The sequence below is a fragment of the Phreatobacter sp. AB_2022a genome (genome assembly GCF_026847585.1).
Lineage (GTDB): Bacteria > Pseudomonadota > Alphaproteobacteria > Rhizobiales > Phreatobacteraceae > Phreatobacter.
Window position 1 is genome coordinate 19,718 of record NZ_JAPSET010000035.1, and the last position, 25,485, is coordinate 45,202.

Sequence of the window (25,485 nt, forward strand, 5' to 3'; positions counted from 1 at the left end):
TCAGCCTCCCAGACCCAGTTCGCGCACCAGCGCGTCGAGGCGGCCGAGCTTGTCGGCCTCCGCGGTGAAGCGGCCGCGCGCTTGCGCCGCGGCCTGCCGGGCCTTCGCCGTTTCGCCGAGGACGGCATAGGACCGCACGAGCCGCAGCCAGCCCTCGAAATCGCTGCCATCGGCGGCGAGCCGCGCGGCGAGCCCGTCGACCATCCGCCTGATGTCGGCCGGCGTCGGGCCGGCCGGCGCCGCATTGGGCGCCGCAGGCGCAGCAGCGACTGCCGGCGGGGTACCCCCGAGGCGGGTGATCTCGGCCCTGACGGTCGCCAGCCAGGGCGCGCCCGGCGGCGCCGCTTCGGCGAGCCGCGTCCAGATGGCGCGCGCCTCGTCCGGCCGGCCGGCCTGCTCGGCGGCAAGGCCGGAAAAATAGCTCGCCTTCGGATGCCCCGGCTCGCGTGCCAGGGCCCGCTCGAAACCGGCCCGCGCTTCCGCGCCGACCTGGCCCTGGGCCTGCAGCACAAGCGCTTCGGCGAGATCGGCCTCGCGGTCGGCCGTCGCGCCCAGCAGGCGCAGCGCATTGGCGCGCGCCTTCACGGCATCGGCGCCGCGACCGAGCCGGACATAGACCGGCGCGATCACCTCCCAGCCGCGGCCGTCTTCTGGATTGGCCGCAAGGTGCGCCTCGACGCGGCCGATCAACGTCGCGAGGTCGCGATCGACGGGCGCCGGCTGCAGCCGGCCGGCGAGCGGCTGGGCGGGATAGTCGGGCCGGCCCCGGGCGCCGTAGACCCCGACCGCAACCAGCGGCACCACGACGAGCGCGATCACCGCGGCGATGCGCCGACGCTTCAGCGACGCGTCCAGCCCCCGCCCCGCCTGGTCGGCGGCGGCGATCAGGCGGCGCGAGACCTCGAGGCGCGCGGCCTCCGCTTCCGCCGCTCCGATCAGGCCGGCAGCACGGTCGCGGTCGAGTTCGGCGAGCTGGTCGCGATAGACGGCAAGGTCGGAGCCGGACCGGCGGGCCGCAGCCTCGCCTGAGCGGGCAAGCGGCAGCAGGACCGCGAAAACCGCGGCGGCCGTCATCACCGCAAAAACCAACCAGACCGTCATCGACCCATCCATGCCGCAGACATAAGGCGCGGCGCCGGTGGAGGCCACCGGACCATGCGTCGCGGTCGGACTGCGCAATAGACCAGCCGGGCATCGGCGACAATGACGGCGATCAAATGGCAATCATGCCCAGGCTTGCGGGGCCTGGCGCCCGGGCCATGCCTGCGGGCCGGCGGAACGGGCCTCAGCGGCCCGGATTCCTGCCACTCTGGATGGCGACATCGGCGGCTTTCTGCAGCAACTGCGCATAGCTCGCACCGAAGATCCGCGCCGAAAACCGGATGCCGGCGTCGATCTGGGCGATCTTCAGCGCACGATCGACATCGGGAGCGCTGCGGATCGCCTCGAGGAGCTGGGTCAGCCGCGGATCGAGATAACCCTGGATCTCGCCGAAAACACGCACGGTGATCTCGTTGAGAGCAATTTCGGAGGCCGAATTGCGGCAGACGGTCAGGAGGTCGAGACGGTTCTCGACATCGGCCACGGCCTCCGGGCTGATCGGCTCGTGGGTCACGTCGTCGCGCTGCGGCGCCCGCAGAAGCCGCCGGATCTGGCCGGGCACGCCGTCGATCTCGGCCGAGAGCTGGCGCGCCAGCGTCCCGCGCATGCGGGCGAGCCGCCGCTGCCAGGGCCCGTCGCCGGCGAGATTCATGTCGGTGCGCAGCGCGCGCGCCGCATCGTGGAATTCCTTCACGGCAGCTGCGACCAGTTGCGGCCGGTTGACCTTCAGGGCCGCGGCCGCGGCCAGCAGCGCCCGCTCGGCATCGGCGAGCACCAGCTCGACCGCATGGCGATAGGGATGGCTGGCGATCTTGGCGGGATCGTCGCTCTCCGCCGCCGCCACCGCCAGGCGGACGATCTGGTAGCGGTGCACCAGCCGGGTCTGCACCAGGGCGAGCGCGAAGGGCAGGAGCGAGGGGCGCCGGAGGGCGATCGGGTCGAGCAGCTGCCGGGCATTGTCGAGCCCCTCGTCGGCGAAATTCTTGATGTGGGCCGGCAGGCGGGCGGGCAGATGCACCAGCGCGCCGATATCGGGCAGCACGCGGATGATGTCGACCGCGTCGTCCAGCACGCGTTCGTCGCCGAGATGCGCGGCAAGGCGCTTGCGCGCCGGTTCGCCGCCTTCGGTCGCGCCGAGCTTGGCCTCGATCGCCGGAATCATGACCGAGACGAACTTCGCGCAATGATAGTTGACGGCCTCGGCATCGTCGGCGGCGCTGGCGGCGAGCACCGCCGCCTCGAAGACCTTGGTTTCGGCCGGTTTCAGATCGCGCCGGACCCAGGTCCAGATCGCCTGGACCGAGTCGCGCATGATGCGGCCCCGGGTCTTTGCCTCCAGCCGCTCGTCGATCAGAAACGGCTCGAGCGGCCTGAACAGAAGCCGGGCCGCCTGCTCCGAGCGCGCGGCCGGCTCTTCCGGATCGTCCGGATCGGCCGCCTCGCGCAGGTCGGTGCGGAGCAGCGCCAGCACCATTTCCCCGCCCGGCAGATCTTCGCCGCGCATCCGCGCCCGCTCGAATTCGCTCGCGAGCAGCGCCTTTGCCTCCGTCGGCAGGGCGCCCAGATAGGCGCGCAGCCGCTCGCCCGGCGATGCGGGTGCCGTCTCCTGATCCGCCGCGGTCGCAAGCTCAGACATGGACGCCAAAGTTAGGCCCGGCGCGGTTAAGAATCGGTTGGCCGGCTGGTCTGCTCAGCGCCTAGCTGACCTGTCACGTCACGGTCAATCGGCTGGCTCAGACCGTCGGCAGGCGCAGGATGGCGCGAAGCCCCCCGAGCGGCGCGGCATCCAGCACCAGCCGCCCGCCATAGAGGGCGGCGAGTTCGGAGGCGATGGAGAGGCCGAGCCCGGTACCGGGCTTGGTCTCGTCGAGGCGCTTGCCGCGACGGCCGACGGCCTCGCGGTCGGCGGCCGACAGGCCCGGCCCGTCATCGTCGATCGTCACGGTGAAGAAGGCCCGGTCGGCGGCCGACATGGCGGCTTCCGGCCGCACGGTGACGAGCACCCGTCGGTCCGCCCATTTGCAGGCATTGTCGACGAGATTGCCGACCATTTCCTCGAGGTCATGGCGTTCGCCGCGGAAGGTCAGGCCGGCAGGGACGTCGGCGGTCACCTTCAGCTCGCGGTCGCGATGGATCTTCTCCATGGTGCGGGCGAGCCCGCCGACGACCTCCGCCACGGGCACCGTCGTGGTGGCGACCTGGACGCGCGCCGCGACACGCGCCCGCTCCAGGTGATGGTTGACCTGATCGCGCATGATGCCGACCTGTTCGCCCACCTTCAGCGCCAGCGGGTCGGCGCGCCCCGCCGCCTCGTTCTGGATTACCGAGATCGGCGTCTTCAAGGCATGGGCGAGATTGCCGACATGGGTCCGCGCGCGCTCGACAATCTCCTTGTTGGTGTCGATGAGCGCGTTGACCTCGCGGGCAAGCGGCGCGATCTCGGCCGGGAACGTGCCTTCCAGGTGTTCCCTTTCGCCAGTCCGGATGGCGCTGAGGCCGCCGACCAGCCGCTTCAGCGGCGTCAGGCCGACGCGCACCTGCAGCAGCGCCGCCACGACCATGCCGATGCCGAGCAGGACGAGCGTGACGACCAAGGTGAGGTTGAACTGGCTGACCGCGCCGGTGATCTCGTCGGCGTCACCCGCCACCATGACGACGAATTCGCCGTCTTCGCCGAGCTCGATGGTGCGTTCCACGGCCCGCAGCCGCTGCCCGGTGGGACCGGCGACATAGCCCTCGCGTGAGCGCGTCGGCCCTTCGGGAATTGGTCCCGGCCCGAGGCTCGGCAGCCGGCCCTCGAACAGCGAGCGCGAGGCGCGCACATCGCTGCGCCCGCCGTCGACGCGGGTGACCTGCCAGTACCAGCCGGATTGCGGCAGTTCGAACAGAGGCTCGCCGAGATTGGCGCCGATCTGGATCTGCGGATCGTCGGCGGCACCCGCGACATCCGCGATCAGCAGCTTGACGTAGACGCCGAGGCGCCGGTCGAAGCCGCGCTCGACCGCGTCGCGATTGACCTGGGCCAGGACGAGGCCGGTAATGGTCAGAAGCACGACCGCGAAGGTCAGAGCCAGGACGAACAGGCGCCGCGCGAGCGAGGGGGCGCGGACGGCGGGCACCGGTCAGGCCGCCTCGGGCGGCTGGAGGATATAGCCAAGGCCGCGCACGGTCTGGATCACATCGACGCCCAGCTTCTTGCGCAGGCGCCCGATGAAGACCTCGATCGTATTGGAATCGCGATCGAAATCCTGATCGTAGATATGCTCGACGAGTTCCGTCCGCGACACCACCTTGCCCTGCTGGTGCATGAGATAGGCCAGCAGGCGGTATTCGTGCGACGTGAGCTTGATCGGGTTGCCGTCCACGGTCACCCGGCCGGCGCGCGCATCGAGCCGCACCGGGCCGCAATTGAACTCGTTGGTCGCCTGGCCGGCCACGCGCCTGAGCAGCGCGCGCAGGCGTGCCAGCACCTCCTCCATGTGGAAGGGCTTGGCGACATAGTCGTCGGCCCCGGCGTCGAAACCCTGCACCTTGTCTGACCAGCGGTCGCGGGCCGTCAGGATCAGCACCGGCATGGTCCGGCCGGACCGGCGCCACTGCTCCAGCACCGAGATGCCGTCCATCTTGGGCAGGCCGATATCAAGCACCACCGCGTCGTAGGGTTCGGAATCGCCGAGGTAGTAGCCCTCCTCCCCGTCGAAGGCGCGGTCGACGACATAGCCGGCGTCGGTCAGGGCGGTGAATATCTGCCGGTTGAGATCCGGATCGTCCTCGACGACGAGCAGTCGCACGCTTCAATTCCTTGTTCTGGCTCGCAGGCAGTGCCCGACGCCTACCGGGCCTGCAGAAGCTGGCCCGACGCGGCGTCGAAGCGCGCGCGCACGACCTTGCCATGCCGGTCGACGACTGTCAGCAGGTAGACGAGCTGTCCGCCCGAGGTCCGGCAGAGCCGGGCATTGACAACCTCGCCGCGATGCTCCGGCCGCAGGTTGCGCGCCGCCTGGGCAAGCGGCACCGCCTGGCTGCCGGCAATGGCCGCCCGCTGTTCCGCGGGCGTCAGGCAGCTCTGCGCAAGGGCCGGCGTCGACACCAGGGCAAACGCGAACATGACGGCGCAGATCTTGGGCAATGTCATGTGTCGAATGGACCATGGCGGAGGAGCGGGCAAGGTAGTCCCGCGGGCTGAACGGTCGATGAATGGCCCCACCCGGCGGCCATGGTCAGGTCGGCTTGTTGTGCGACAAGGCCCCGTGTAGCTAGGAGGGCCTGCCGTCTTCGGCCCTCTCAGGGGGCAGCGTCCAGCGCATCAGGAGTAGCGACATGAGCCATGTGCCGACCGACCTCGCCGCCGAATTTCCCGACGATGCCGACGCGATCGCCAAGCTCAAGGCGTCGAATGCCCATTTCGTCAAGGTCCTGGAAAGCCTTGCGGCGGTGAACCGCGAAATCGGCCGGATCGAGGCTGAGCTCGAGCCGACCTCCGACGAGACGCTCGAGGATTTCAAGAAGCAGCGGCTTGCTTTCCTCAACGAGATCGGCGCGATGATCGCCGCAGCCCGAAGCTGAGCCGGCGCGAACGGCATGTCTGTCAGGCGGCCGTCCCCGGCTGTGCGCCGAGGGTCCAGCGGCGGCCGGCAACGACCGAAAGCGCGGGCCCGCCATTGGCGGCCTTCAGCGCGGACGGACTGCCGACACGCACCAGGAAGGGCAAGGTCCATCCGGGCAGCGCGGCCGCCGGCTTGCCGAGGAGAATGACGGTTGAGGCGGTCATGACGCGATCCTCAAGCAGCCGGCGATCACATTGACGACATCGCACCGTGAGACCGGATCTACGCCGGGCGAACGCGCGGCGCGTGGTTTGGTTGCAGGCACGGTCATGGAACCTCTCGCTGATGTGGAATGGGTCGCCGGCCGGGACGATCTGGTTCACGCCCGGCCGGCACGCGGATGCGGCGATCGGATTGACAGACCCGCCGCGTTGCGGGCCTGATCGCCCCGGTTTCGAGGAGACGACGTGCGGTTCTTGGTTCTTGCTCTGGCATTGATGCCTGCCAGCCCCGCCCTGGCTGTGATCGGCGGCACACCCCTGTCGTCATCCGATCCCGTCGCCAGCCAGACCGTGATGATTTCGGGGGGCAATGGCTTCTGCTCGGGCGCCGTCGTCGGCGAACGGCTGGTGCTGACCGCGGCCCATTGCGTCGAAGGCAGCCCGCGGCTCGCCGTTCTGGTGTTCGGGCCGAACCGCCAGCCGATTCTCAACGAGATCACCGCCCGCGCGATCCACCCGGCCTATCGGCGCGCGGACTGGCAGAACCGGCGCACAGCGGTGGACCTCGCGGTCGTGCGCACGGCGGAACCGATCGGCCAGGGCCGCCGGATTGCCGGCCTCAGCGCCGCGCCCTTGCCGGCGGCGGGCGCGACCATCCGTCTCGTCGGCTACGGACCGGTCGCGGAAGGCGATGGCGCCAGCGCGGGCGTGCTGCGCGAAGTGGCCCTCACCGTCACCGGCCGGCCGTCGAGCTATCAGGTCCGGCTCACCGCGCCGGCCGGCGCGCGGCGTGGCGCCTGCACCGGTGATTCCGGCGGTCCTGTCTTTGCGACCGAAGCCGGCCAGCCGGTGGTTGCCGGCATCGTCAGTTGGAGCACCGGGCAAGGCACGGCCCGCTGCGGAACCCTGACGGGGACCGTCCCCGTCGCCCCTCACCGCCGCTGGATCGAGGAGACGATCCAGGGTCTTGGAGCGCAACGATGAATCAATTCATGAGGTCGATCAGCCTGGCGGGCATGGTTGCGGGCGCCGTGCTGGCGGCGGGCGCCCCGGCGCAGGCAATCATCGGCGGACGCGTCGTTCCGCCGTCCGATCCCCTCGCCCGCTCCTCGGTGCTGATCGTCACCGGCGATGCCAACGGCTGCACGGGTACGCTGGTCGGCCCCCGCAGCGTACTGACTGCCTCCCACTGCGTGCGCGGCGCCCGGGTCGCGGTCGTCGCCTTCATCCGCAGCGGCCGGATCGTGGCGCTGACCCCGGTTCTTGCCGCCGCCGGCCATCCCGGCGTGCGCGGCCCGACCGGCGGCAATGCGCCGATCGACGTTGCTGTCCTCACCATTCGCGACCTGCCGCCGCCCGGTTTCGGGCCGGCCCGCGTCGGCGGGCGCGAGCCGCAGCAGGGTTCGCGCGTCACCATTGCCGGCTTCGGCCGGCCACGGCTCGAGAGCATGCGCAGCGGCGGCGAGTTGCGCCGCGTCGAGCTCCCGGTCATCCAGCGCTCGCCCTCGGGCTATACCGCGCTCGGCGTACCCGGCCTGTTCGAGACCGGTCGTGCCCCATCCGCCTGCCAGGGCGATTCCGGCGGGCCGGCCCTGTCCGGCGGTCATGTCGTCGGTGTCGTCAGCCTGGTCTCGGGCCCGACCGAAACGCGCGGCTGCGGCTTCCTGACGATCGCCATGCCCGTCGTCTCGATCGCGCCGTGGATCCGCGGCGCCATCGCCTCGGGCGAAAGCCGCGCTCCGGCCAATCCGCGCGTCGCGACCTTGCCGCCGCCGCGTGCGCCGGAGCGCGAGGGCCTGCCGCCCTGGGCACGGCTCGACAAGTAAGGGGCGGATCCGGCTGCAACTTTGCGATGCTGCATTGCTCGTAGCAGCATCGGCATGTCTCTGCAAGGATTATTTTCCTTGAAACGCTGTCCTGCCGCGAACCTCAATGGGTCCAGGCGGCCCAGAGCATGGCGAGGCCGGACGCCAGCATCAGCCCGTCGAGCATGGAGCGGAAATGCTCGGCATCGATCGCCTGCACGAGACGCTTGGCCAGGAAGGAGCCGGCCATCAGCGACGAGCCGGTGATGAGGCCCTTGACCACGATCTCGCCCGGCAAAGCTCCGAACTGGCGGAACGACAGCACCTTGGCGACATAGATGGCGAGCGACCCGGCGGACTCGGTGCCGAGGAAGGCGCCGCCCGCCAGCCCATAGGACACGAAGACCGGCACCGAGATCGGTCCGGTTGCCACGACGATGCCGGTGAGATAGCCGATCAGCGCGCCCGCCACCGCAAGATGCCGCAGCGCGAAGCGGAACCGGCGCGCAGCGAACCAGCGCCGGATCGGGATCATTGCGATGAGGAACAGGCCGATGGCGACGTCCGCGGCACGCGCTGGTATGGCGACCAGCGTGCGGGCGCCGAGCGCCGCGGCCGGCGCGCCGGTCGCGGCATAGGCGGCGAAGGCCCGCCAGTCGACCTCGCGCCACCAGGCGAGAATGCGCGAAACATTGGCGAGGATCGAGGCAACCGCCATGATCGGCACGGCTTCGAGCGGGCCGAAACAATAGGCGAGCACCGGCGCGAGCATGATGGTGGAACCGGTGCCGATGACGCCGCTCACCGTTCCGGCGACCAGTCCTACCGCGAGCACGAGAAGGTATTCCATCCGCCGGCCCCTCCGGGACAACCGTTGTCCGGTCGCCGCCAGAGTCGGTCAAGACCGGCGGTGTCGGCGTGTTCCTGCCCTGCGCGCGAAAACGAGATCGAAGCCCGTCCAAGGCACTGGCTCCTGCCTTCCGCCTGCCGCGGCGTGGTGTCCAGTCGAGGACGCTCAAGATGCTGGTGTTCGGCTTCGATCCGGGCCCGAGACCCGCCAAATCCGGCAGGATCCGGCCGAGTGACCCTTGAATTTCGGAACAAGTCTGGCTATATGCACTTTCGACGTTCCGGTTGAATGACTTGGCATGGCGCTGCCTCATGAGCGCCTTTGCTAACGACCTCTCCCTTCAAGACATCGATAAGATCGCGTGTGACAGTCCGCGTGCTGGTCGAGGTCTGGCGCGAGGTTCGCACCGGCGGCACGAGCCGCGGGCGGCTCAGACGCTGGAACGATCAAGGGTTTCGTCCAGCCCGATGCCGGCAGGTGGTGCGTGTATTCGCACCCTGCGTGCGTTGCGGCCATGAGGAGCGGCCATGAGGGCCGCGCCGATGCCGGACGAAATCTGGACAAGGCCGTTGCGGACCTTCCGCAGCGGCCTGTCCGCAGCCGATCCTTTTGGGTCTGCGGACCGACACAGCATGCCTTGCGCAGGAGAGCCGACCACGTATGTACCGGCGGCCTTCCCGTGCAAGTTCACGGTCCAGAGCGCGGCCGGCCATGGCCGGCCGGCGCTTCGGGCCACCGCAGCGGAGTTGCACCATCGGACGCGATGGCGGCGGCTCCGCTGTTTTTTGCATTCGTCGAGGCTTTCGGGCCGTCGTACGCAACTCAAAAGAGCAAGAGGTTTGATCCCATGGCACTTCGGCCCAGTCTTTTCATGTTCCAGTCCAGCACCTCCGACGATATCGGGGCTTTCGCGCTCGACAGGACCGGCGCGACGCTGCCGAAGAAATTCGGCCCCTGGACGCGCACCGGCGAGATTCTTCCCGACCGCAGCCCGCCGCATGGCCTGAAGCGCGCCGCCATCGAAGCAGGCGTCGCCCAGTCGGGATTCCAGCTCTGGCGCCGCAAGGCGAAAGCCTGACGTTCTTTTTCAGATACCAGCCGAAGGAGGTTTTCCATGCAGGTTCTGGTTCGCGACAACAATGTCGACCAGGCGCTCAAGGCCCTGAAGCGCAAGATGCAGCGCGAAGGTATCTTCCGCGAGATGAAGCAGCGCACGGCCTATGAGAAGCCGTCGGAGCGCAAGGCACGCGAAAAGGCGGAAGCCGTGCGCCGGGCCCGCAAGCTCGCGCGCAAGCAGGCTGTCCGCGAGGGTTTGATCGCCGCACCGAAGCCGAAGCCCCGTCCGGCGCGGCCGCCGCGCCCGGCTCCGGTCACCAGCACCGAGACCGCCAAGACCTGAGCGCACAAGGCGCAGCCTCCAGGCGTATTCGAGCCAGGGCCCTTTACCGGCCCTGGCTTTTTTATTGGCTCGACCCGCGGCAAGAGTGCCGCAGGGACCAGTAGCGGCAGTGATGGTCACCGATGCGATTCTGCCGGAAGATCGAAGCGAACCGGCCTTGCCGGCTGGCCAGGCCCGACGCCCATTTCAGGAGCTCCAAATGCCCATCGTCACGCCTCTGACGGAGCGGCTCGGCCTCGACGTGCCGGTCCTTCTCGCTCCCATGGCCGGCGTCGCCGGCGGAGCATTGGCGGCAGCGGTGAGCAGTGCCGGTGGGCTCGGCTTCATCGGCGGCGGCTATGCCGATCGCGACTGGCTCGCCAGCCAGATCGAGGCAGCCGGCAATACCGCCATCGGCGTCGGTTTCATCACCTGGGCGCTCGCCCGCGATCCGGACCTGCTCGCGCTGACGCTGGCCCGCCGACCGCGCGCGCTGTTTCTGTCGTTCGGCGCGGTCGAGGCCTTTGCGGAGCGGATCAAGGCCGCGGGCGTCGCGCTGATCGTCCAGGTCCAGACGGTCGCCGATGCCCGCCGCGCCGCGGCCGCCGGCGCCGATGTGATCGTCGCCCAGGGCACGGAAGCCGGCGGGCACGGGTCGAGCCGGGCCACCCTGCCCCTGGTGCCCGCCGTGGTGGATGCGGTTGGCGGCATCCCGGTCGCGGCGGCGGGTGGCATCGGCGACGGGCGCGGACTGGCGGCCGCCCTGGCATTGGGCGCCGGCGGCGCCGTCTGCGGCACGGCCTTCTTTGCGGCGAGCGAAGCTCTCAGCCATCCCAACGCCAAGCGGGCGGCGGTCGAGGCATCGGGCGACGACACGATCCGCGGCTCCGTGTTCGATCTCGCGCGCGGCCTCGACTGGCCGGAACCCTGGACCATGCGCACGCTCGCCAACGGCTTCAGCCGGCAGTGGCATGGCGATCTTCCGGGATTGCAGGCCAATCTCGCCGCGGAGCAGACCCGCTACGAACAGGCACGCCAGGACGGGAATACCGACATCGCCGCGGTCATCATCGGCGAAGGCGCCGACATGGTCCGGGCGGTCGAGCCGGCCGAAGCGATCGTCCGGCGCATCACGGCTGAGGCCGAGCAGGCGCTGGCCCGGGGCGCCGATCTCGTCCGCGTCGGCCATCGCAGCGGTCAGGCGTGAGCGGTCTTGCCGCCGTCGATGACGAGGGCCGCGCCCGTCATGAAGGCGTGCTCGTCGGACGCCAGCGTCAATGCGAAAGCGGCGATCTCCTCCGGCCGCGCCATGCGCCCGAGGCCCGGCACATTGCTCTTGGCCCATTGGGCCGCGCCGACCTGCCAGACCGCGTCCGGAACGTTCTCCATGCCGGCCGCGCGGCGCACCAGCGCGGTGTCGGTCGTGCCCGGCACCAGGGCGTTCACGCGGATGCCATGCGGGGCATAGTCGAGCGCCGCGCTCTGGACGAGACCGATCAGCGCCCGCTTGCTCGCCGAATAGGCCGCGCGGCGCGCCTGGGTGGCAATGGCGTTGGATGAGGCGGTCACCACGATGCTGCCGCCGCCGCCCGCGATCATATGCGGCACCTCGTATTTGATGGCCAGGAACGCGCCGCGCAGATTGGTATGGCTGACATCGTCGAATTCCTCCGCCGTCAGTTCGTGCAGCGGCTTTTCCAGGGTGATCCCGGCATTGTTGAAGGCAACGTCGAGCCGGCCATAGCGCGCCACCGCAGCGGCGACGAAGGCCTCGACATCGCGCTCGACCCTGACGTCGGCGCGGATGTAGGTCGCCTCGCCTCCGTCCCAGCGGATCTCCGCCTCCACGTCCCGGCCGAGTTCCTCCCGGCGGCCGCAGAAGGCGACCTTGGCGCCTTCGGCGGCAAAGGCCCTGGCGGCGGCACGGCCGATGCCCGACGTCGCCCCGGTGATCAGCACCACCTTGTCGGCAAACCGCGCCGTGCCACGCGCCGCCGCCCGCGGCGGACGCGAGGCGGTGCCGAGCGCGAGGCCGCCGGCAAGACCAGCCACCCCTGCCGCCGTTCCGAGCGCGGCCGAAGCGAGGACCAATCGTCTGCTGCTGCGATCTTTGGTATTTTCGCTCATATCGTGCTCCGCTAAGGGCATGGGCGAGGATCGGATCTTGCGCCAGGATCAATCTTGACGATGTTAAGATAGGCGTAGCATTCAAACTTAACAGTGTAAAGACCGCGTGACATGACCGATTGTCGCAATTCGCCGCCTGCCGCTTCCGGCCCGGAGAGGCGGCCGTCCTATCACCACGGGACATTGCAGGCGGCCCTGATCGAAGCGACCGACGCCATTCTCATGGAAAGCGGCATCGAAGGCTTCACGCTGCGGGCCGCGGCCCGGCGGGCCGGCGTCTCGCCGGCAGCGCCCGCCCATCATTTCGGCAGTGCCGCGGGGCTGCTGACCGAGGTTGCCATCCGCGGCAATGAGGATCTCGCATCGGCGCTGCTGGCGGACGCCCCCGCCGACGCCGATCCGACGAACGCGCTCAGAGCCATGGGCGTTGCCTATGTCCGCTTCGCCATGACCTATCCCGGCCACTTCAAGCTGATGTACCGCAAGGATCTGCTGCTGGAATCCGAGGCGCTGCACAACGCCGCGCATGTCAGCCTGGAACTCGTCGAGCTCCATGTGCAGCGCTATCTCGGCCGGACGCCCGGCACACCGCTCGACCGGTCGGCGGAAGCCCTGGTGCTCGGCTGCTGGTCGTCGGCCCATGGCTTCGCGCAGCTTGCCATCGAAGGCCGGCTTGCCGAAAAGGCCGGACCGATGGACATGGCAGCCTATGTCGACGCCATCGTGCCGGAGGTGATGGCGATGCTGCTGCCGGCGAGGCCGGTCGGCGGGACATAGAATCTGGAGCCGATCACAGCCACGTCATGGCGCGCAATGCGCCTCGACGGCGGGTGCACGAGGCGGTCTATTCATGGGGCGTCCAGGGCCAAGGCAACTCGGCCGCGGCCAGCGCGTTGTTCTCCAGTGGATGAAAACCGGGAGATTTCCATGAACCGTCCCCTCATCGCCCTCGCCGGAGCGACCCTCCTCGCCGCGGGCTTCGCCGCACCCGCCGCCGCGCAGCAGCGTGTCCGCGCCGGCGTGCTGACCTGCGACGTCTCGGCCGGCATCGGCCTGATCGTCACCTCGCAGCGCGGCGTTGCCTGCCAATTCCGGCCCGATCGGCGAGGACGGCCGGAGTATTACGTCGGGCGGATCGCCCGTTATGGCCTCGACCTCGGCATTACCGGGCGCGGCGTGCTGGCCTGGACCGTGTTCACCGCCCAGCGCCGCTATCAGCGCTACCAGCTCGCCGGCAATTATGGCGGCGCCAGCGCGGAAGCGACGCTCGCGGTCGGCCTCGGCGCCAATGCGCTGGTCGGCGGCTCGCGCAATTCGGTGGCGTTGCAGCCCTTCTCCGTCCAGGCGCAGACGGGCGCCAATCTTGCCCTCGGCGTTGCGGAACTGCGGCTCCGCCCAGGGCGCTGAGACGATCCTCCGACCATTGCGAACGCCATGTCCGGAGGTGGCGCGCCGCCACCTCCGCGTTGATCGTCACGGCAGGCCGCAGGCTTTCAGCGCAAGGTGCCGAAGGTTTCGCCGGGCTCGCCCGGATGCATGCGGATGAGCCGTGAATCGGCGACCGCCGCCTGCCGGTGCTTGACCGCCTCGCGATAGACCGGGTCCCGCAGCATTTCGATGAAGGCCGCACCGGTCGGATACGCGGCGATGAAGGCGATGTCCCAGGTCTCCGCTTCCGGGCCGATCAGGGTGAGGTCCGGCCTGCCGATCCACACCTGCCGGCCCCCGAGGCGCTGGAATACCGGCCCGCTCTCCCGGCCGTAGGCGCGGTAGGCCTCCAGGCCCGTGGTCTTGCGCCCGTCCGGATAGACTGCCTCGGCGTGAAGGCGGATCAGGTTCAGCATGTGCACGGGCTGGTCACGCGGCAGGTCCCTGAACATCTGGAAGCGTTCGCGCGTCGGGTCGACATGGCGGGTCATGACAAGCTCCTGGCGGCCGTCAGGCCGATGCGCGATCCTGCGCCCGGCAGCGAACACGGCTCAAGGCGGCCGAACGGCGGTGCTCAGCCTTCCGGCGCCTCGCCCGGCCAATCCGCCAGGTGATCTTCCAGATCCTGCAGCTCGGCGAGCTCATGTTCCCAGGCGGTAATGCGTCCGCGCACCGAAATGCCGGCCTGATGCACCGTCTCGGCCGCCCCCGAAACGAGCGGATGCCACCAGTAGAGATCGTGGCCCTCCGCCACCAGGCGATAGGCGCAGGTCGGCGGCAGCCAGGGCAGACTGCGCGCGTCCTCGGGTGTCAGCCTGACGCAATCGGGCACCTTGGCCTGCCGGTCGTCGTAGTCGCGGCACCGGCAGGTTTCGCCGTCGAGCAGGGTGCAGGCGACCGAGGTGAAATGGATGACGCCGGTCTCCTCTTCCTCGAGCTTGTTGAGGCAGCAGCGCGCGCAGCCGTCGCACAGACTCTCCCACTCGGCCGAGGTCATCTCCTCCAGCGGTTTCCGCCGCCAGAACGGCTCTCCTTCGGCCGGTATCGGAAGGCCTGCGGCCCCGCCCTGCGCCTTCATGAGTCAAACCTCCACGGCGGCCGGGACGTGCCGCCAATACGCCCGCCGGGACCGGCGGGTGCCGCCCACACGATTGCGCCGAGAGACAAAATATCGATACAAATCAAGTTATTGCAAACTCCATCCGAATTGCGCCGCCGCGCTCAGCCCGACCGGGATGTCGGAACTTATGCGCCGGCGCGCAAGGCCGGCTCGGTAACCCTGTTCCCGGGCACCGGCCGGCGCTGTTGGCTCATATCCGCCGTTTCCGCTATGGTAATCGGATCGTCAAGAGATCCGCATAAAGGACGTTTCCGACGTGACCGATTTGCCACCCGGCGGGGGTTGGGGAGAGGCCGCAAGGCGCTTTTTCCTCGATCTCGACGCACGGTTGACCGATGGGGCCTGGCGCCTCGCCGGTCTGATCGGGCGCGGCTGGGAGCGGCTTGCCGACCTGTCCGACCGGGTCCAGGTCTATGGCTGGAAGCGGTTTGCCGCCGAACTCCTGTCGGAAGGCGCGACGCTGGGCGCGCTCGGCATGGTGGTGCTGCTCACCGCCGCCATCCCCGCCTTCCGGGAGACCACCGACGGCGACTGGCTGAAAAAAAGCGAACTGTCGGTCGTGTTCCAGGACCGCTACGGCAACGAGGTCGGCCGGCGCGGCATCCGCCACAACGATTCGGTGCCGCTCGACGATTTTCCCGATCACATGATCAAGGCCGTGCTCGCCACCGAGGATCGCCGCTTCTTCGAGCATTACGGCATCGACGTGATCGGCACCTTGCGCGCCGTCATGACCAATGCGCGCGCCGGCGGCGTCGTGCAGGGCGGCTCCACCATCACCCAGCAGCTCGCCAAAAATCTGTTCCTGACCAACGAACGCTCGATCGAGCGCAAGATCAAGGAGGCGTTTCTGGCGCTGTGGCTGGAAACGCGCGCGACCAAGGCCGAGATCCTCAAGGCCTATCTCGACCGTGCCTATATGGGCGGCGGCGCCTTCGGTGCCGAAGCCGCCGCCGAATATTATTTCGGCAAGTCGGTGCGCGACGTGACGCTGGCCGAAGCCGCCATGCTCGCCGGCCTGTTCAAGGCGCCGACCCGCTTCGCCCCGCATGCCAACCTGCCGGCCGCCCGCGCCCGCGCCAATACCGTGCTCGACAACCTGGTCGAGGCCGGCTTCATGACCGAGGGCCAGGTGTTCGGCGCGCGCCGCAACCCGGCAACGCCGATGGACCGCAAGGACGAGGCGGTGCCCAACTATTATCTCGACTATGCCTTCGACGACGTGAAACGTCTGGTCGCGCAGACGCCGGCGCTCACCGACCGGGTGCTGACGGTGCGCACCGGGCTGGATCTCGCCGTCCAGCGCCAGACCGAGCTCGCGGTCGAGACGGTCCTGCGCCAGTACGGCAACGAATATGGCGCCTCCCAGGCGGCCGTCGTGCTGATGGACGTCGACGGCACGATGCGCGCCATCGTCGGTGGCCGGGACTATGGCGCGAGCCAGTTCAACCGCGCGACCGAAGCCATGCGCCAGCCCGGCTCCTCGTTCAAGCCGATCGTCTATGGCACGGCGCTGCGCGAAGGCCTGATCACCTCGCGCTCGATCGTGGTCGACCGGCCCATCTGCCTGGGCAACTGGTGCCCGCAGAACTATGGCCGCAGCTTTTCCGGCCGGACCACGGTCATGTCCGCCCTGGTGCGCTCGATCAACAGCATTCCGGTCATCCTGACCCAGCAGATGGGCCGGGGCGACTCGCGCATCGGCCGGCAGAAGATCATCCAGACCGCGCGCGAAATGGGCATCACCCGGCCGCTCACCGATTCCGCGCCGCTGCCGATCGGCGCCGCCGAGGTGACGTTGATGGAACTGACCACGGCCTATGCCACCTTCGCCTCGGGCGGGCGCAGCGTGACACCCCATGCCGCCGTCGAGATCCGCAATTCGCACGGCGACGTGGTCTGGCGCGCCGACCGGGACATGCCGGCACGCCGGCAGGTCTTCTCTGCGCCCGTTGCGACCGACATGAACGCCATGCTGGTCGGCGTGGTCGAATCCGGCACCGGCCGGCGCGCCCAGGTGGAGGGCGTCCAGGTGGCCGGCAAGACGGGCACCACCAACTCCTACCGCGACGCCCTGTTCATCGGCTTTTCGAGCCAATATGCCGCCGGCATCTGGTTCGGCAATGACGACTATTCGGAAACCAACCGGATGACCGGCGGTTCGCTGCCTGCCATGACCTTCAGCCGGGTGATGACCGCAGCGCATCAGGGACTGGAACGCCGGCCGGTCTTCGGGCAACCGGACACCAGCCGGCCGCACGCGCCGCCCGCCGCGGGCACGGCCGCGCCGGCCGCCGGCCTGTCCGAGAGGCCGCAGGTTCTCTCGCGCCGCTCGCAGGCCGTTCTCGGCCGGATCGAGCGGCTGATGCGCGATGCCTGGGAGGCGCCGCTGCGGCCGGGCCCGGTCTCCGCCGTCGACCTCCAGCCGCCGCTCCTGCGCTGACCGGGATGGGAACAGGCCCCGTGCGCAGCGTCACCGGCATCTTCCTCACCTTGGCCCTCGGGGCGGCGGTCGGGCTCGGCCTCACCGCCGTATCCGTCGGGCGCGGCACCGGCGCGGGCGTGCTGCAGATCGGGCCCTGGACGGCAACGCCGAAGGCCGGCACGCTGGAGGCCGATCCTTATGCCCGCGCCGTCACCGCCCGGCTCGGCACCTTGCCCCTGGCGCTTGCCGACGGCCTGACATTGACCGCCGATGCCGACGAGACGGGCCGGAGGCTCGACGGGCGCTGCACCTACCGCGTCTCCGGCCAGATGCCGCCGGCCCGGTTCTGGACGCTCGGCGTGGTCGACAGCAACAACGAACCGGCAGCCCCGGCCGGTCAAAGGCGGGGTTTTACCAGCTATGAGGTGCTGCGCGCGGCCGATCAGCCGCTCGAGATGACGGTGGCGCCGGCGGCCCGGCCGGGCAACTGGCTGCCGTCGGGCGGCGGCGAGGCCATCCGGCTGATCCTCAGGCTCTACGACACGCCGATCGCCACCACCATTTCGACCAGCACCGGCCTGCCGGCGGTCGCAAGGGTCCATTGCCCATGATCGGCGGGACGCTCGGACGCCTGCTCAAAGGTCCAGGCCTCTGGATCGCGGCGGGTCTCATTCTCGGCCTCGCGATCCACATCGTGACGGTCTTCGCCCTGCCGCAGGTCGCCCCCGACGATGTCCGGGCGCGGCTGAAGGACGTCCCCGTCAACCAGGTCGCCATGCTGGGAGAAGGCGCGACGCCACAATTGCCGCTGGCCGATCCGGCTTTCGAGACGGCGATCTGCCGTTTCGACCTCACGGGCGGCATCCTGCATATCCGCGCGCCGGTGACGCCGCACTATACGGCCATCGCGCTCTACACCGCGACCGGCCTCGCCTTCGGGGCCGTCAACGACAAGGCCGCGACGCGCCGGACGATGGATCTTTTCGTCGTCACGCAGACCCAGCGACGCGAACTCGCCACCGGCGACGATGAAACACAGGCCGACAATCTGATCATGGTTTCGCCGACAAGCCAGGGCTTCGTGCTGATCCGGGCGCTCGCCGCCCAGCCGGGGCTTGCCCCCCTCGTCCGCGACCAGCTCGCGCAGCAGACGCGCTGCGAGATCCTGACGGGCGACGAGGCCGCGGGCAACTGATGCCGGCTACTTCACCACCAGCGGCCGCGGCGTCGTGGGATAGTAGCCGGGGCTCGCCTGCTCGACGCCGACCGTGCCGCGGACGGCGCCGCCCGCGCAGATGACATTCATGCGCTGAATGTCGGCCTCCAGCCCGGCCAGCTCCCGCTCGGCCAGCACCGCCTCCTGGTCGGGCGTCGCCACCAGCTGCGTGTTGAGCGCGCGGCGGTAGGCGGCGACATGCTGGTTCAGCCCATGCCGGACCCAGCCGATGATCATGCGGTTCTCGGCGATCCGGTCGCGGGCGCTGCGGATCTCGACGGACGAGAGGTCGGCGATGTAGCCGATCGCGCCCTCGCGGATCCGGTCGGCATTGGCCACCTCAACCGCCTTGGCACAGAACGGTTCGATGCGCGACCGATCGGCGCGCATGTCGTCGACCATGCGGATGAAGCGGGACCGGGAGGACCGGTAGTCCTCGCGCATCAGGGTGTGGCCGTAGCCGCGCGGATCGGGATCGAAGCGGACGGGATCGCCGATGCGCGTGCGCCGCAGCTCGGCCCAGTACTGATTCCAGCCGTCGCGCGGATGGGTCGGCATGATCAGCGCATAGCCGAGCTGGCGCAGTTCGCGCTCGGCATCGGTGAAGGAATAACCGGAGACGGGTTCGCCGCGCTGGCGCGCCGCGACATTGCCGACCGCCGGCATGATCTCGTCATTGACGACATTGGGGCGCGGCCGGCCGAAATCACCCGGTTGCGGGCCGCAGGCGCCGAGCGTCGCGGTCAGGGCCGCGGCGAGAGCCCAGCGCACCGGTGAAGGCACCAGTCGCGGCGGCCAGGCGCAAGGCATGATGCAACCCCTCGGGGAGAATGAGACTGTCAGGCGCTCCGGCGGCCGCGGCGCGGCTTGTCGCCGCCGGACCTCGGAAGGTGGCTGTTCGGACGCTTGGCGGCCGGATGGGGCATCGCACGCGGCGCGTCGTGCCGCTCGACCTGGATCACAGGCAGAATCAGCAGGCGGCCACTGTCGGCATCGATGTCGGAAGAGGGACGCTGCGCCTTGCGGCGCTCGAGCGGGAATCGAAGCACTGAACCCATCAAACGCTCCTCCGTGCCGACCTCCATGGCGACCATGTCCGGCGGATGGAATTCGCCGGTCGTTTTCAGTAAGGCTTCAGTTTCGTTAACAGCCGGTAAACCCGGATTTAACAAGTGAATCAGCTTTCGCGGCCGGGACCGCGCCGCGTCCTGCCGCGACGGCGGAACGCGACACGTGATCGGGCAGCATGCCGTGTCGGGGGTGTCAGGTGGTCGACAGTTTCAGGCCGACGATGCCGGCAAGAATCAGCGAGACGCTGGCGACCCGGAACAGGGTGGTGGCTTCGCCAAGGATGAAGACACCGACCAGAAAGGCACCGACGGCGCCGATACCCGTCCAGATCGCATAGGCCGTGCCGAGCGGCAGCGAACGCATGGCGAGCGCCAGCAGAGCGAAGCTGATGATCATGGTCACGATGGTGATCACGCTCGGAACCAGGCGTGAGAAACCCTCGGACTGCTTCATGAAGGAGGCCCAGACGATCTCGAAGATGCCCGCCAGGACCAGATAGACCCATGCCATGAAAAGTTCTCCGTGCCGGCAGGCCGTTCAATGGCCCGGATGCAGCGCATCGTTGAGATACATGCAGGTGAGCATGGTGAAGATGTAGGCCTGGATCACCGACATCAGCAATTCCAGGCCGGTCAGGCCGACCGTCATGGCCAGCGGCAGCACTGCGCCCAGCATGCCGATCGCCCCGAGGCTGCCGAGCCCGACGACGAAGCCGGCAAAGACCTTGAGCGTGATGTGGCCGGCGAGCATGACCGCGAAGAGACGGACCGAATGGCTCACCGGGCGCGACAGATAGGAGATCAGCTCGATCGGCACGATGATCGGCGCAAGCGCCAGCGGAATCCCCGAGGGCATGAACAGCCGGAAGAAGCCGAGGCCATGGCGCATCAGGCCGTAGATGGTCACCGTCAGGAACACCAGCATGGCCAGCGAGAAGGTGATGACGAGGTGGCTGGTGACGGTGAACGAATAGGGGAACATGCCGATCAGGTTCGCCACGAGGACGAAGATGAACAGCGAAAAGACCAGCGGAAAGAAGCGCATGCCCTGTTCGCCGGCATTCTCGCGCAAGGTCTTGGCGATGAAGTCGTAGAGGATTTCGGCGCCCGCCTGCCATCGCCCGGGCACCGTTTGGCGCCGGCGCGTGGCGAGAAACAGGAACAGCGCGCTGCCCAGCACGATGAGCAGCATGTAGGCCGCCGAATTGGTGAAATGGATCTCCTGGCCGGCAATTTCGGCGACACGGAAGAGCCGCTTGATCTCAAATTGTTCGATTGGACCGGCCATGCCGCGGCTCCCTGGTGCATGAGACCGGACGGGACGACCGCGGCTCCGACACAGGCCGCCGCCGTGGCGCGGGGCGCCGGGCGCCTCGCGGGACGGCGTGTGGACGCGCCGGGCGAAGCCGCCCGCGAAACCTTCCGGATTGTGAGAATTGCGGGCCTGACCTGATGCAGGCCCCATTGCGACATCGCATGCGACGGCTCCCGTTCCATGTCTCGTCAAGCCGAGACCATGGGGCCGTCCCCGATGTGGTGTCGGCGCAGGTCGTCCTGCGCCCGGTGGCCTTGCTAGCCGCAGCCGCCCGCCGATGCAAGGCCATCCGGCGGCGCCTCTTGTCGCAGGCGGCGCGGACGAGTTCCGGCGCCTGCCGATCCGCTTCCGCTCACCCTCGTCAAATTCAGCAATATCAGCAGGTTACTCGAATGTCTTTTAGTTAACGAGGCGTTAGCAGATCACCCCTAATCTCATCTTTCACAGCAGCCGAAATGTTTCCGCCAACGGGTCCGCATGTCCACGCCGCGCCTGCCTCATGTGCAAAGCCTGATCGGGCTTGCCCGGTCGAACGGTATCGACGTGCGCCAGACCTTGCTGCGGGTGCTGGTCGACCAGTTCGTGGCCGAGCCGCAGCACAGCGCAGCCGAAATCACGCGCTTCGGCGAACTGGTGCTGCATCTCATCGCCAAGGCCAGCGAAGACGATCGAGCGATCGTCGCGGCCAAGCTTGCCGATCATCCGCAGACCCCGACCGCCGTCGCCCGCAGACTTGCCAACGACACGGTCCGGGTCGCCTTCCCGATCCTCGCCCGCTCCAAGGCCCTGTCCGAGGACGACATGTATCAGGCGGTCCGCTCGGGCGATGCCGAGCGGGCGCTTGCCGTCGCATCGCGGGCCGATCTCGGCCTTGCCGCCCTGGTCGCGCTCGAGGAGATGGACGACCCACGCGTGGGAGCTGCGCTCGAAGCGCGCCAATCGGAACCGACCGAACCGGAGCTGCCGGTCCCGGCCGATGCCGAGCTTGGCCGCCGCTTCCTCGATGCAGGGCCGTCCCTGCGGGAATCGATCATTGCCGGCCTCGCGCTCGAAGCCGGCAGCGGCGCGGGCTTTCCCGCCGCCGAGCCGGCGGCCGGACGCTCGATCGAGCTTGCCGCCCTGTCGCGCCGCCCGGGCGCTCTCGCCGAAGCCATCGCCGACGATTTGCGCATCGATCCCGTCATCGCCCGGCGCATCGCCGAGGATGAAACCGGCGAGCCCCTGGTGGTGGCGGCCCGCGCGCTCGACCTCGGCCGCGAGGCTGCGATCCGCATCCTGCTGTTCGCCCATGCCGCGGTGGCGACCTCGGTCGAGCGTGTCCATGGCCTGGCCGCTCTTTACGACGCCCTGCCGCGCATGGTGGCCGTTGCTCTCGTGCAGTCCTGGCGCGCCGCGGGCACGGCCGTCGCTCAGCCCCAGAGGCACGGCCGCCACGTAGCGGTTCATGCGCTCGACGGGTCGGATCGGATCGGCGCACGGCAGGCTGCGAGCACCGCCCCCCGTCCGGCCAATCGGCCCGCCATGCCGCTGCGGCCGGCAAGCCGCCGCCTGAAGGACGGCTGACCGAGCCGCCCGCGCTTCGCCGCCGGCGGGATCTCAGCCCGGAGCACTTGCCAGATCGAGAAACGAGCGGCCGTCGCGGTCCTCGACGTCGACGATCCACAGATCCGGATCGAAGTCGATCTCGCGTGCCAGCTTCTCGTCGACCCGGCGTTCCTCGACGAAGACGTCCGGATAGGCCGGAACGAACAGGCGGTCGCCGGGCCTCGCCGTGTCGAAGGCCGATTGCGGCGCCTGCAGGAACAGGGCGGCGAGCCGGTCGCGGCGGACGACCACGACAGCGATGGCTCCGGCTTCGGGTGCACCGCGGCGGCGCAGAACGGCAAAGGCGCCTTCGATGCGGACGCGGCGCAAATAGGCCGCGACCCAGAATTCGGACGTGACGCGATCGCTCACGGCGCCGATGCCTGCGCCAGCGCCATCACTGAGCGGGCCGGGCGGCGGGCCGCGCCTGCGGCCCGGGGCGCGGCGCGGGCGCCGGTCCGGTGCTGGCATTGATGAGCTGGGCGATCGATTGCGGCCCCTCGGCGCGCGGCTGGGGTTGCGGGCGCGCCGGCTGAGGGCGCGGCGTAGGTCCGGCAGCGTCGGCTGCCAGCAACTGGTTGATCGACTGCGCCGAAGCCGGGGCCTGAGCCGGCGCGGCGGCGCGACGCTGGGCCGGCCGACGCATGTGGTTCAGCAGCTGTTCGCTCGCCTCCCCCGAGACCCTGAGGCCTGCCTGGCTTTCGTAACGCTTGATGGCCGCGTCGGTGCGCGGGCCGGTCAGCCCGTCGATGGCGCCGTCATAGAGCGAACGCCTCGCCAGCTCGCGCTGGATATCGGCGACGACCTCGTTGCGCGACCGCCCTGCCGGAGCCGTCGGGGCGGCGGGTGCCGGCGGCGGCGTCTCGGCGACGCGCTGCTCGGCCACGCGCTCGTTCGGAACGCGCTGCGCGATGGAGGCGGTCGGCTGCATGTCGGCCGGGCGGACGGCCGGAACCGGCGCCGCCTGCGGCTCGACCCTGGCGGCGAACAGCGGCGCCGGATGCGGCCCGCTCTGACGTGCGAGCGCGTTCACGCCGATGCCGAGCGCCACGAAGGCGGCGCAGGCCACCGCCAGCATGTCACCCTTGTTGCGCCCGAGCACCTGGCGCCACAACGGCAGGCGCGGCGGCGGATCGTCATCGAAATCGGTTTCGATCGCGCGCGCCCGGCGGGGACGCAGATCATCCTCGTCATAGGACACGTCACGCAATTTTCCGGCCCTCCTGTTTGACCGAAGCGGGCGCCAGAGGCGCGCTGCGCGCGGCAACGGGCAGTCGCTCCACAACGCTGCGCGCGGTCTCGCAATCGATCGGCATGCGCAGGGTCACCCGGGTGCCCTGCCCGACCACGGAAGCGACATCCAGACTGCCGCCATGGAGCTCGGCAAGGCCCTTGACCACGGACAGGCCGAGGCCGGTGCCCTCATATTGCCGGTCGTAGCTGGCGCGCGCCTGGAAGAACGGGCTGCCGATGCGCGGCAGATCCGCCGCAGCGATACCGATGCCGGTATCGGCAACCGAGAGCAGCACGGCACTGCCATCGCGGCGCAGGCCAAGCTTCACCGTACCGCCGCTCTTGGTGAATTTGATGGCATTGGACAGAAGATTCAGCGCGATCTGCCGGTAAGACCGCTTGTCGCCAACCACTTCGGGCAGGCCATCGGCGAGATCGGCAACCAGGCGGATGCCGCCCTCCTCGGCCTTGAGCTGCATCATCTGGACGCATTGCGCCATGAGCTGGGCGAGATCGAACGGTTCGGCGGTGATCTCGAAATTGCCGCTCTCGATCTTCGACATGTCGAGGATCGAATTGACGAGATTGAGCAGATGCTCGCCGGAATCGCGGATCAGCGTCGCATATTCCTTGCGCCGCGCCTGGTCGAGGCGCATGGCCTCTTCCTGCATCAGCATTTCCGAGAAACCGTTGATGGCGTTCAGCGGCGTGCGCAGTTCATGGCTGACATTGGCCAGGAACCGGCCGCGGGCCTCGTTGGCGCGCTCGGCATCCGAGCGTGCCGCATCGACGGCCGCCTCGTGCGACTTGCGCTCAGAGACGTCGCGGAGCACGGCGACCACCTGCGGCTCCTCGCCCGCGGCGGTCAGCGGATGGCAGCGCATCTCGACCCAGACGAAAACGGGCTCGCATCCCTCCGGCCTGTCGCGGCGCAGACGGAACTCGGCCGAGGTCGCCGCGCCCCGGGCGGAGGCGAGCGACAGCGCATTGAGATAGGCCGGCCGATCGGCAATGTGGACCCGGTCGAACAGGCCCTGGCCATGGAGCGCCGCCGGCGCGACGCCGGCCACGCGCTCGGCGGCGGGCGAGGCGAAGGTCACCGTGCCGGAACGGCCGTGGCGGGTGATCAGATCGCTCATATGCTCGGCGAGCAGCCGGTAACGCTCCTCGCCGACCGACTGCACCTCTTCGCCGGTGCGGCTGACGATGGCCGCGGACAGGGCGAGGCCGAGCGCGTAGACGACCGCTGACGCGACGGAGGCGAAGGCCGCGACCCCCGCCCCGAGCGGGCTGGTGCGCGCGGCCGGCAGAAGCTGGAAAAGATCCGCAAGGCCGATCAGCGCGACGGCGCCGAGCGCCATGGCGCCGGCGGCGGCCACGACGCGGCGTGACCCCGACAGGACGGCCTCGGCCGGCACCAGGGCGAACCAGATCACGACGAAGGAACCCGCGCCGCCGCTGAGCGCGGCGACCAGCGCGACGATGCCGGTCAGGGCCGCGGCCGAATAGAGATGGGCCGTCTCATAGCGCCCGGTGCGCGAAAGATAGAAGGCGATGGCGATCGGCAGCAGCAGCCAGCCGAAGGTGAGCGCTTCGAGCGGGCCGGGCACGCCCTGCAGGGCGAAGTAGAGCGGCAGCGCCGAAAAGGCGAGCAGCCCCGGCATCAGCCGGGTGGCAATGAAGGCACGGTGCCGAATGAACAGAATCGGATCGATCGCGGCGGCCGGATGAACCAGACCGTCGAGATAGGATCTCACCGAACCGATCAAGGCGTTCTGACCCAACGCACTCACCTCAACACGCGGCTGCCGCCGTTTCTTCAGGACCCTCAGCATGGCAGCGGCGCATGAAAGAAACCCTAAGTCGGCCGGCGACCGACCGATCGCCCGGCCGGCGCGGGTGGTTTCCGGGCGGATGGTGAAGGAACAGTTGCCGGGCGGGAGCGCCGCCCGACCTCGGGATCGCGCGCGGCACGGGCGCGTCAACCTTAACGCGAGATCGCCGCGGCACGTGCGAAATTTACCTTGTTCGCCAACGGCATGTTCACCTCGCGCGCCGAGTTTGA

Annotated in this window: 29 protein-coding genes; 12 read left to right on the forward strand and 17 right to left on the reverse strand. The window is 69.3% G+C overall.

From position 1 onward, the window contains the following. The 5 genes from ccmI to OZ671_RS22415 form a co-directional block, all read right to left on the reverse strand. Positions 1–1,101 (reverse strand): c-type cytochrome biogenesis protein CcmI, encoded by a 1,101-nt coding sequence (gene ccmI / locus OZ671_RS22395; protein ID WP_268862776.1) that lies wholly within the window; start codon positions 1,099–1,101, stop codon positions 1–3. Positions 1,102–1,285: 184 nt separating this feature from the next. Continuing rightward, on the reverse strand, positions 1,286–2,737 hold the full coding sequence (locus OZ671_RS22400; RefSeq protein ID WP_268862777.1) for a hypothetical protein: 1,452 nt from the start codon (positions 2,735–2,737) through the stop codon (positions 1,286–1,288). A 97-nt stretch (positions 2,738–2,834) separates the two neighbouring features. Then, positions 2,835–4,220: an ATP-binding protein gene (locus OZ671_RS22405; protein WP_268862778.1), complete on the reverse strand. Its 1,386-nt coding sequence runs from the start codon at positions 4,218–4,220 to the stop codon at positions 2,835–2,837. Positions 4,221–4,223: 3 nt separating this feature from the next. Next, on the reverse strand, positions 4,224–4,892 hold the full coding sequence (locus OZ671_RS22410) for a response regulator transcription factor (protein WP_038309827.1): 669 nt from the start codon (positions 4,890–4,892) through the stop codon (positions 4,224–4,226). A 41-nt stretch (positions 4,893–4,933) separates the two neighbouring features. Further along, positions 4,934–5,209, reverse strand: a complete 276-nt coding sequence (locus OZ671_RS22415; protein ID WP_268862779.1) for a PepSY domain-containing protein — start codon at positions 5,207–5,209, stop codon at positions 4,934–4,936. Between the two features lie 212 nt (positions 5,210–5,421). On the opposite strand from OZ671_RS22415, the gene OZ671_RS22420 reads away from it, so the two are divergent. After that, on the forward strand, positions 5,422–5,667 hold the full coding sequence (locus tag OZ671_RS22420) for a YdcH family protein (protein WP_268862780.1): 246 nt from the start codon (positions 5,422–5,424) through the stop codon (positions 5,665–5,667). A 22-nt stretch (positions 5,668–5,689) separates the two neighbouring features. Here OZ671_RS22420 and OZ671_RS22425 read toward each other — a convergent pair whose 3' ends face one another. Next, on the reverse strand, positions 5,690–5,872 hold the full coding sequence (locus OZ671_RS22425) for a hypothetical protein (RefSeq protein WP_268862781.1): 183 nt from the start codon (positions 5,870–5,872) through the stop codon (positions 5,690–5,692). Between the two features lie 243 nt (positions 5,873–6,115). Here OZ671_RS22425 and OZ671_RS22430 point away from each other — a divergent pair, with 243 nt between their 5' ends. Together OZ671_RS22430 and OZ671_RS22435 are read left to right on the forward strand one after the other, a co-directional pair. Then, a complete protein-coding gene (locus tag OZ671_RS22430) occupies positions 6,116–6,853 on the forward strand; it encodes a S1 family peptidase (RefSeq protein WP_268862782.1) in 738 nt (245 codons plus the stop codon). An 8-nt stretch (positions 6,854–6,861) separates the two neighbouring features. Then, on the forward strand, positions 6,862–7,695 hold the full coding sequence (locus OZ671_RS22435) for a S1 family peptidase (RefSeq protein ID WP_268862783.1): 834 nt from the start codon (positions 6,862–6,864) through the stop codon (positions 7,693–7,695). Positions 7,696–7,798: 103 nt separating this feature from the next. Here the strand turns inward: OZ671_RS22435 and OZ671_RS22440 are convergent, their stop codons facing one another. Next, positions 7,799–8,524 carry a sulfite exporter TauE/SafE family protein gene (locus OZ671_RS22440; RefSeq protein ID WP_268862784.1) on the reverse strand — a complete coding sequence of 242 codons (726 nt, stop codon included), beginning with the start codon at positions 8,522–8,524 and terminating at the stop codon, positions 7,799–7,801. Positions 8,525–9,371: 847 nt separating this feature from the next. Between OZ671_RS22440 and OZ671_RS22445 the strand changes: the two genes are divergently transcribed. The 3 genes from OZ671_RS22445 (at position 9,372) to OZ671_RS22455 (ending at position 11,109) form a co-directional block, all read left to right on the forward strand. Beyond that, positions 9,372–9,602, forward strand: a complete 231-nt coding sequence (locus tag OZ671_RS22445) for a hypothetical protein (RefSeq protein WP_038309813.1) — start codon at positions 9,372–9,374, stop codon at positions 9,600–9,602. A 36-nt stretch (positions 9,603–9,638) separates the two neighbouring features. After that, the gene (rpsU, locus tag OZ671_RS22450; protein WP_268862785.1) at positions 9,639–9,923 is read left to right on the forward strand and encodes a 30S ribosomal protein S21; all 285 of its coding nucleotides are present in this window, start codon (positions 9,639–9,641) and stop codon (positions 9,921–9,923) included. 199 nt (positions 9,924–10,122) lie between these two features. Then, a complete protein-coding gene (locus tag OZ671_RS22455) occupies positions 10,123–11,109 on the forward strand; it encodes an NAD(P)H-dependent flavin oxidoreductase (RefSeq protein ID WP_268862786.1) in 987 nt (328 codons plus the stop codon). Here the strand turns inward: OZ671_RS22455 and OZ671_RS22460 are convergent. Beyond that, a complete protein-coding gene (locus OZ671_RS22460; protein WP_268862787.1) occupies positions 11,100–11,993 on the reverse strand; it encodes an SDR family NAD(P)-dependent oxidoreductase in 894 nt (297 codons plus the stop codon). The genes OZ671_RS22455 and OZ671_RS22460 overlap by 10 nt on opposite strands. A gap of 147 nt (positions 11,994–12,140) precedes the next feature. Between OZ671_RS22460 and OZ671_RS22465 the strand changes: the two genes are divergently transcribed. Both OZ671_RS22465 and OZ671_RS22470 read left to right on the forward strand, forming a co-directional pair. Next, complete coding sequence (locus OZ671_RS22465) at positions 12,141–12,806, forward strand: TetR/AcrR family transcriptional regulator (protein WP_268862788.1); 666 nt, start codon at positions 12,141–12,143, stop codon at positions 12,804–12,806. A 150-nt stretch (positions 12,807–12,956) separates the two neighbouring features. Beyond that, a complete protein-coding gene (locus tag OZ671_RS22470) occupies positions 12,957–13,436 on the forward strand; it encodes a DUF992 domain-containing protein (RefSeq protein WP_038309805.1) in 480 nt (159 codons plus the stop codon). An 86-nt stretch (positions 13,437–13,522) separates the two neighbouring features. Here the strand turns inward: OZ671_RS22470 and OZ671_RS22475 are convergent, their stop codons facing one another. Both OZ671_RS22475 and OZ671_RS22480 read right to left on the reverse strand, forming a co-directional pair. Further along, positions 13,523–13,948: a DUF1330 domain-containing protein gene (locus OZ671_RS22475; protein WP_268862789.1), complete on the reverse strand. Its 426-nt coding sequence runs from the start codon at positions 13,946–13,948 to the stop codon at positions 13,523–13,525. An 83-nt stretch (positions 13,949–14,031) separates the two neighbouring features. Beyond that, the gene (locus OZ671_RS22480; protein ID WP_268862790.1) at positions 14,032–14,535 is read right to left on the reverse strand and encodes a YcgN family cysteine cluster protein; all 504 of its coding nucleotides are present in this window, start codon (positions 14,533–14,535) and stop codon (positions 14,032–14,034) included. 298 nt (positions 14,536–14,833) lie between these two features. On the opposite strand from OZ671_RS22480, the gene OZ671_RS22485 reads away from it, so the two are divergent. Genes OZ671_RS22485 through OZ671_RS22495 form a run of 3 tightly spaced genes read left to right on the forward strand, consistent with a single transcriptional unit; the run spans position 14,834 to position 18,197 of the window. Next, positions 14,834–17,020 carry a transglycosylase domain-containing protein gene (locus tag OZ671_RS22485; RefSeq protein ID WP_268862791.1) on the forward strand — a complete coding sequence of 729 codons (2,187 nt, stop codon included), beginning with the start codon at positions 14,834–14,836 and terminating at the stop codon, positions 17,018–17,020. Between the two features lie 20 nt (positions 17,021–17,040). After that, positions 17,041–17,613, forward strand: a complete 573-nt coding sequence (locus OZ671_RS22490; protein ID WP_268862792.1) for a DUF1214 domain-containing protein — start codon at positions 17,041–17,043, stop codon at positions 17,611–17,613. Continuing rightward, the gene (locus tag OZ671_RS22495) at positions 17,610–18,197 is read left to right on the forward strand and encodes a DUF1254 domain-containing protein (protein WP_268862793.1); all 588 of its coding nucleotides are present in this window, start codon (positions 17,610–17,612) and stop codon (positions 18,195–18,197) included. The genes OZ671_RS22490 and OZ671_RS22495 overlap by 4 nt, the downstream gene beginning before the upstream one ends. A gap of 6 nt (positions 18,198–18,203) precedes the next feature. On the opposite strand, the gene OZ671_RS22500 is transcribed toward OZ671_RS22495, so the two are convergent. The 4 genes from OZ671_RS22500 to OZ671_RS22515 all read right to left on the reverse strand — a co-directional run bounded on the left by OZ671_RS22500 (position 18,204) and on the right by OZ671_RS22515 (position 20,576). Next, a complete protein-coding gene (locus tag OZ671_RS22500) occupies positions 18,204–19,028 on the reverse strand; it encodes a hypothetical protein (protein WP_268862794.1) in 825 nt (274 codons plus the stop codon). Between the two features lie 29 nt (positions 19,029–19,057). After that, positions 19,058–19,390, reverse strand: coding sequence for a hypothetical protein (locus OZ671_RS22505; RefSeq protein ID WP_268862795.1), 333 nt, complete (start codon positions 19,388–19,390; stop codon positions 19,058–19,060). Between the two features lie 91 nt (positions 19,391–19,481). Then, the gene (gene sugE / locus OZ671_RS22510) at positions 19,482–19,799 is read right to left on the reverse strand and encodes a quaternary ammonium compound efflux SMR transporter SugE (RefSeq protein WP_268862796.1); all 318 of its coding nucleotides are present in this window, start codon (positions 19,797–19,799) and stop codon (positions 19,482–19,484) included. Positions 19,800–19,826: 27 nt separating this feature from the next. Beyond that, the gene (locus OZ671_RS22515) at positions 19,827–20,576 is read right to left on the reverse strand and encodes a F0F1 ATP synthase subunit A (protein ID WP_268862797.1); all 750 of its coding nucleotides are present in this window, start codon (positions 20,574–20,576) and stop codon (positions 19,827–19,829) included. 504 nt (positions 20,577–21,080) lie between these two features. On the opposite strand from OZ671_RS22515, the gene OZ671_RS22520 reads away from it, so the two are divergent. Continuing rightward, the gene (locus OZ671_RS22520; RefSeq protein ID WP_268862798.1) at positions 21,081–22,166 is read left to right on the forward strand and encodes a hypothetical protein; all 1,086 of its coding nucleotides are present in this window, start codon (positions 21,081–21,083) and stop codon (positions 22,164–22,166) included. Positions 22,167–22,199: 33 nt separating this feature from the next. Here the strand turns inward: OZ671_RS22520 and OZ671_RS22525 are convergent, their stop codons facing one another. From OZ671_RS22525 to OZ671_RS22535, 3 genes are read right to left on the reverse strand one after another with little or no spacing between them, the layout of a single operon-like run. Further along, entirely contained in the window at positions 22,200–22,559 is a 360-nt protein-coding gene (locus tag OZ671_RS22525; protein WP_268862799.1) for a DUF1491 family protein, read from the reverse strand. Between the two features lie 25 nt (positions 22,560–22,584). Continuing rightward, positions 22,585–23,388 carry a peptidoglycan-binding domain-containing protein gene (locus OZ671_RS22530; RefSeq protein WP_268862822.1) on the reverse strand — a complete coding sequence of 268 codons (804 nt, stop codon included), beginning with the start codon at positions 23,386–23,388 and terminating at the stop codon, positions 22,585–22,587. 1 nt (position 23,389) lies between these two features. Then, complete coding sequence (locus tag OZ671_RS22535) at positions 23,390–25,204, reverse strand: PAS domain-containing sensor histidine kinase (RefSeq protein WP_268862800.1); 1,815 nt, start codon at positions 25,202–25,204, stop codon at positions 23,390–23,392. Between the last annotated feature and the right edge of the window lie 281 nt (positions 25,205–25,485).

Bases quoted from the DNA above. Each gene is read 5' to 3' on its own strand.
- OZ671_RS22475 (WP_268862789.1), bottom strand. From the start codon at position 13,948: ATGACCCGCCATGTCGACCCGACGCGCGAACGCTTCCAGATGTTCAGG.
- OZ671_RS22415 (WP_268862779.1), bottom strand. From the start codon at position 5,209: ATGTTCGCGTTTGCCCTGGTGTCGACGCCGGCCCTTGCGCAGAGCTGC.
- OZ671_RS22520 (WP_268862798.1), top strand. From the start codon at position 21,081: ATGTCCACGCCGCGCCTGCCTCATGTGCAAAGCCTGATCGGGCTTGCC.
- OZ671_RS22425 (WP_268862781.1), bottom strand. From the start codon at position 5,872: ATGACCGCCTCAACCGTCATTCTCCTCGGCAAGCCGGCGGCCGCGCTG.
- OZ671_RS22465 (WP_268862788.1), top strand. From the start codon at position 12,141: ATGACCGATTGTCGCAATTCGCCGCCTGCCGCTTCCGGCCCGGAGAGG.
- sugE (WP_268862796.1), bottom strand. From the start codon at position 19,799: ATGGCATGGGTCTATCTGGTCCTGGCGGGCATCTTCGAGATCGTCTGG.
- OZ671_RS22435 (WP_268862783.1), top strand. From the start codon at position 6,862: ATGAGGTCGATCAGCCTGGCGGGCATGGTTGCGGGCGCCGTGCTGGCG.
- ccmI (WP_268862776.1), bottom strand. From the start codon at position 1,101: ATGACGGTCTGGTTGGTTTTTGCGGTGATGACGGCCGCCGCGGTTTTC.
- OZ671_RS22495 (WP_268862793.1), top strand. From the start codon at position 17,610: ATGATCGGCGGGACGCTCGGACGCCTGCTCAAAGGTCCAGGCCTCTGG.
- OZ671_RS22440 (WP_268862784.1), bottom strand. From the start codon at position 8,524: ATGGAATACCTTCTCGTGCTCGCGGTAGGACTGGTCGCCGGAACGGTG.
- OZ671_RS22420 (WP_268862780.1), top strand. From the start codon at position 5,422: ATGAGCCATGTGCCGACCGACCTCGCCGCCGAATTTCCCGACGATGCC.
- OZ671_RS22400 (WP_268862777.1), bottom strand. From the start codon at position 2,737: ATGTCTGAGCTTGCGACCGCGGCGGATCAGGAGACGGCACCCGCATCG.
- OZ671_RS22470 (WP_038309805.1), top strand. From the start codon at position 12,957: ATGAACCGTCCCCTCATCGCCCTCGCCGGAGCGACCCTCCTCGCCGCG.
- OZ671_RS22515 (WP_268862797.1), bottom strand. From the start codon at position 20,576: ATGGCCGGTCCAATCGAACAATTTGAGATCAAGCGGCTCTTCCGTGTC.
- OZ671_RS22480 (WP_268862790.1), bottom strand. From the start codon at position 14,535: ATGAAGGCGCAGGGCGGGGCCGCAGGCCTTCCGATACCGGCCGAAGGA.
- OZ671_RS22500 (WP_268862794.1), bottom strand. From the start codon at position 19,028: ATGCCTTGCGCCTGGCCGCCGCGACTGGTGCCTTCACCGGTGCGCTGG.
- OZ671_RS22445 (WP_038309813.1), top strand. From the start codon at position 9,372: ATGGCACTTCGGCCCAGTCTTTTCATGTTCCAGTCCAGCACCTCCGAC.
- rpsU (WP_268862785.1), top strand. From the start codon at position 9,639: ATGCAGGTTCTGGTTCGCGACAACAATGTCGACCAGGCGCTCAAGGCC.
- OZ671_RS22455 (WP_268862786.1), top strand. From the start codon at position 10,123: ATGCCCATCGTCACGCCTCTGACGGAGCGGCTCGGCCTCGACGTGCCG.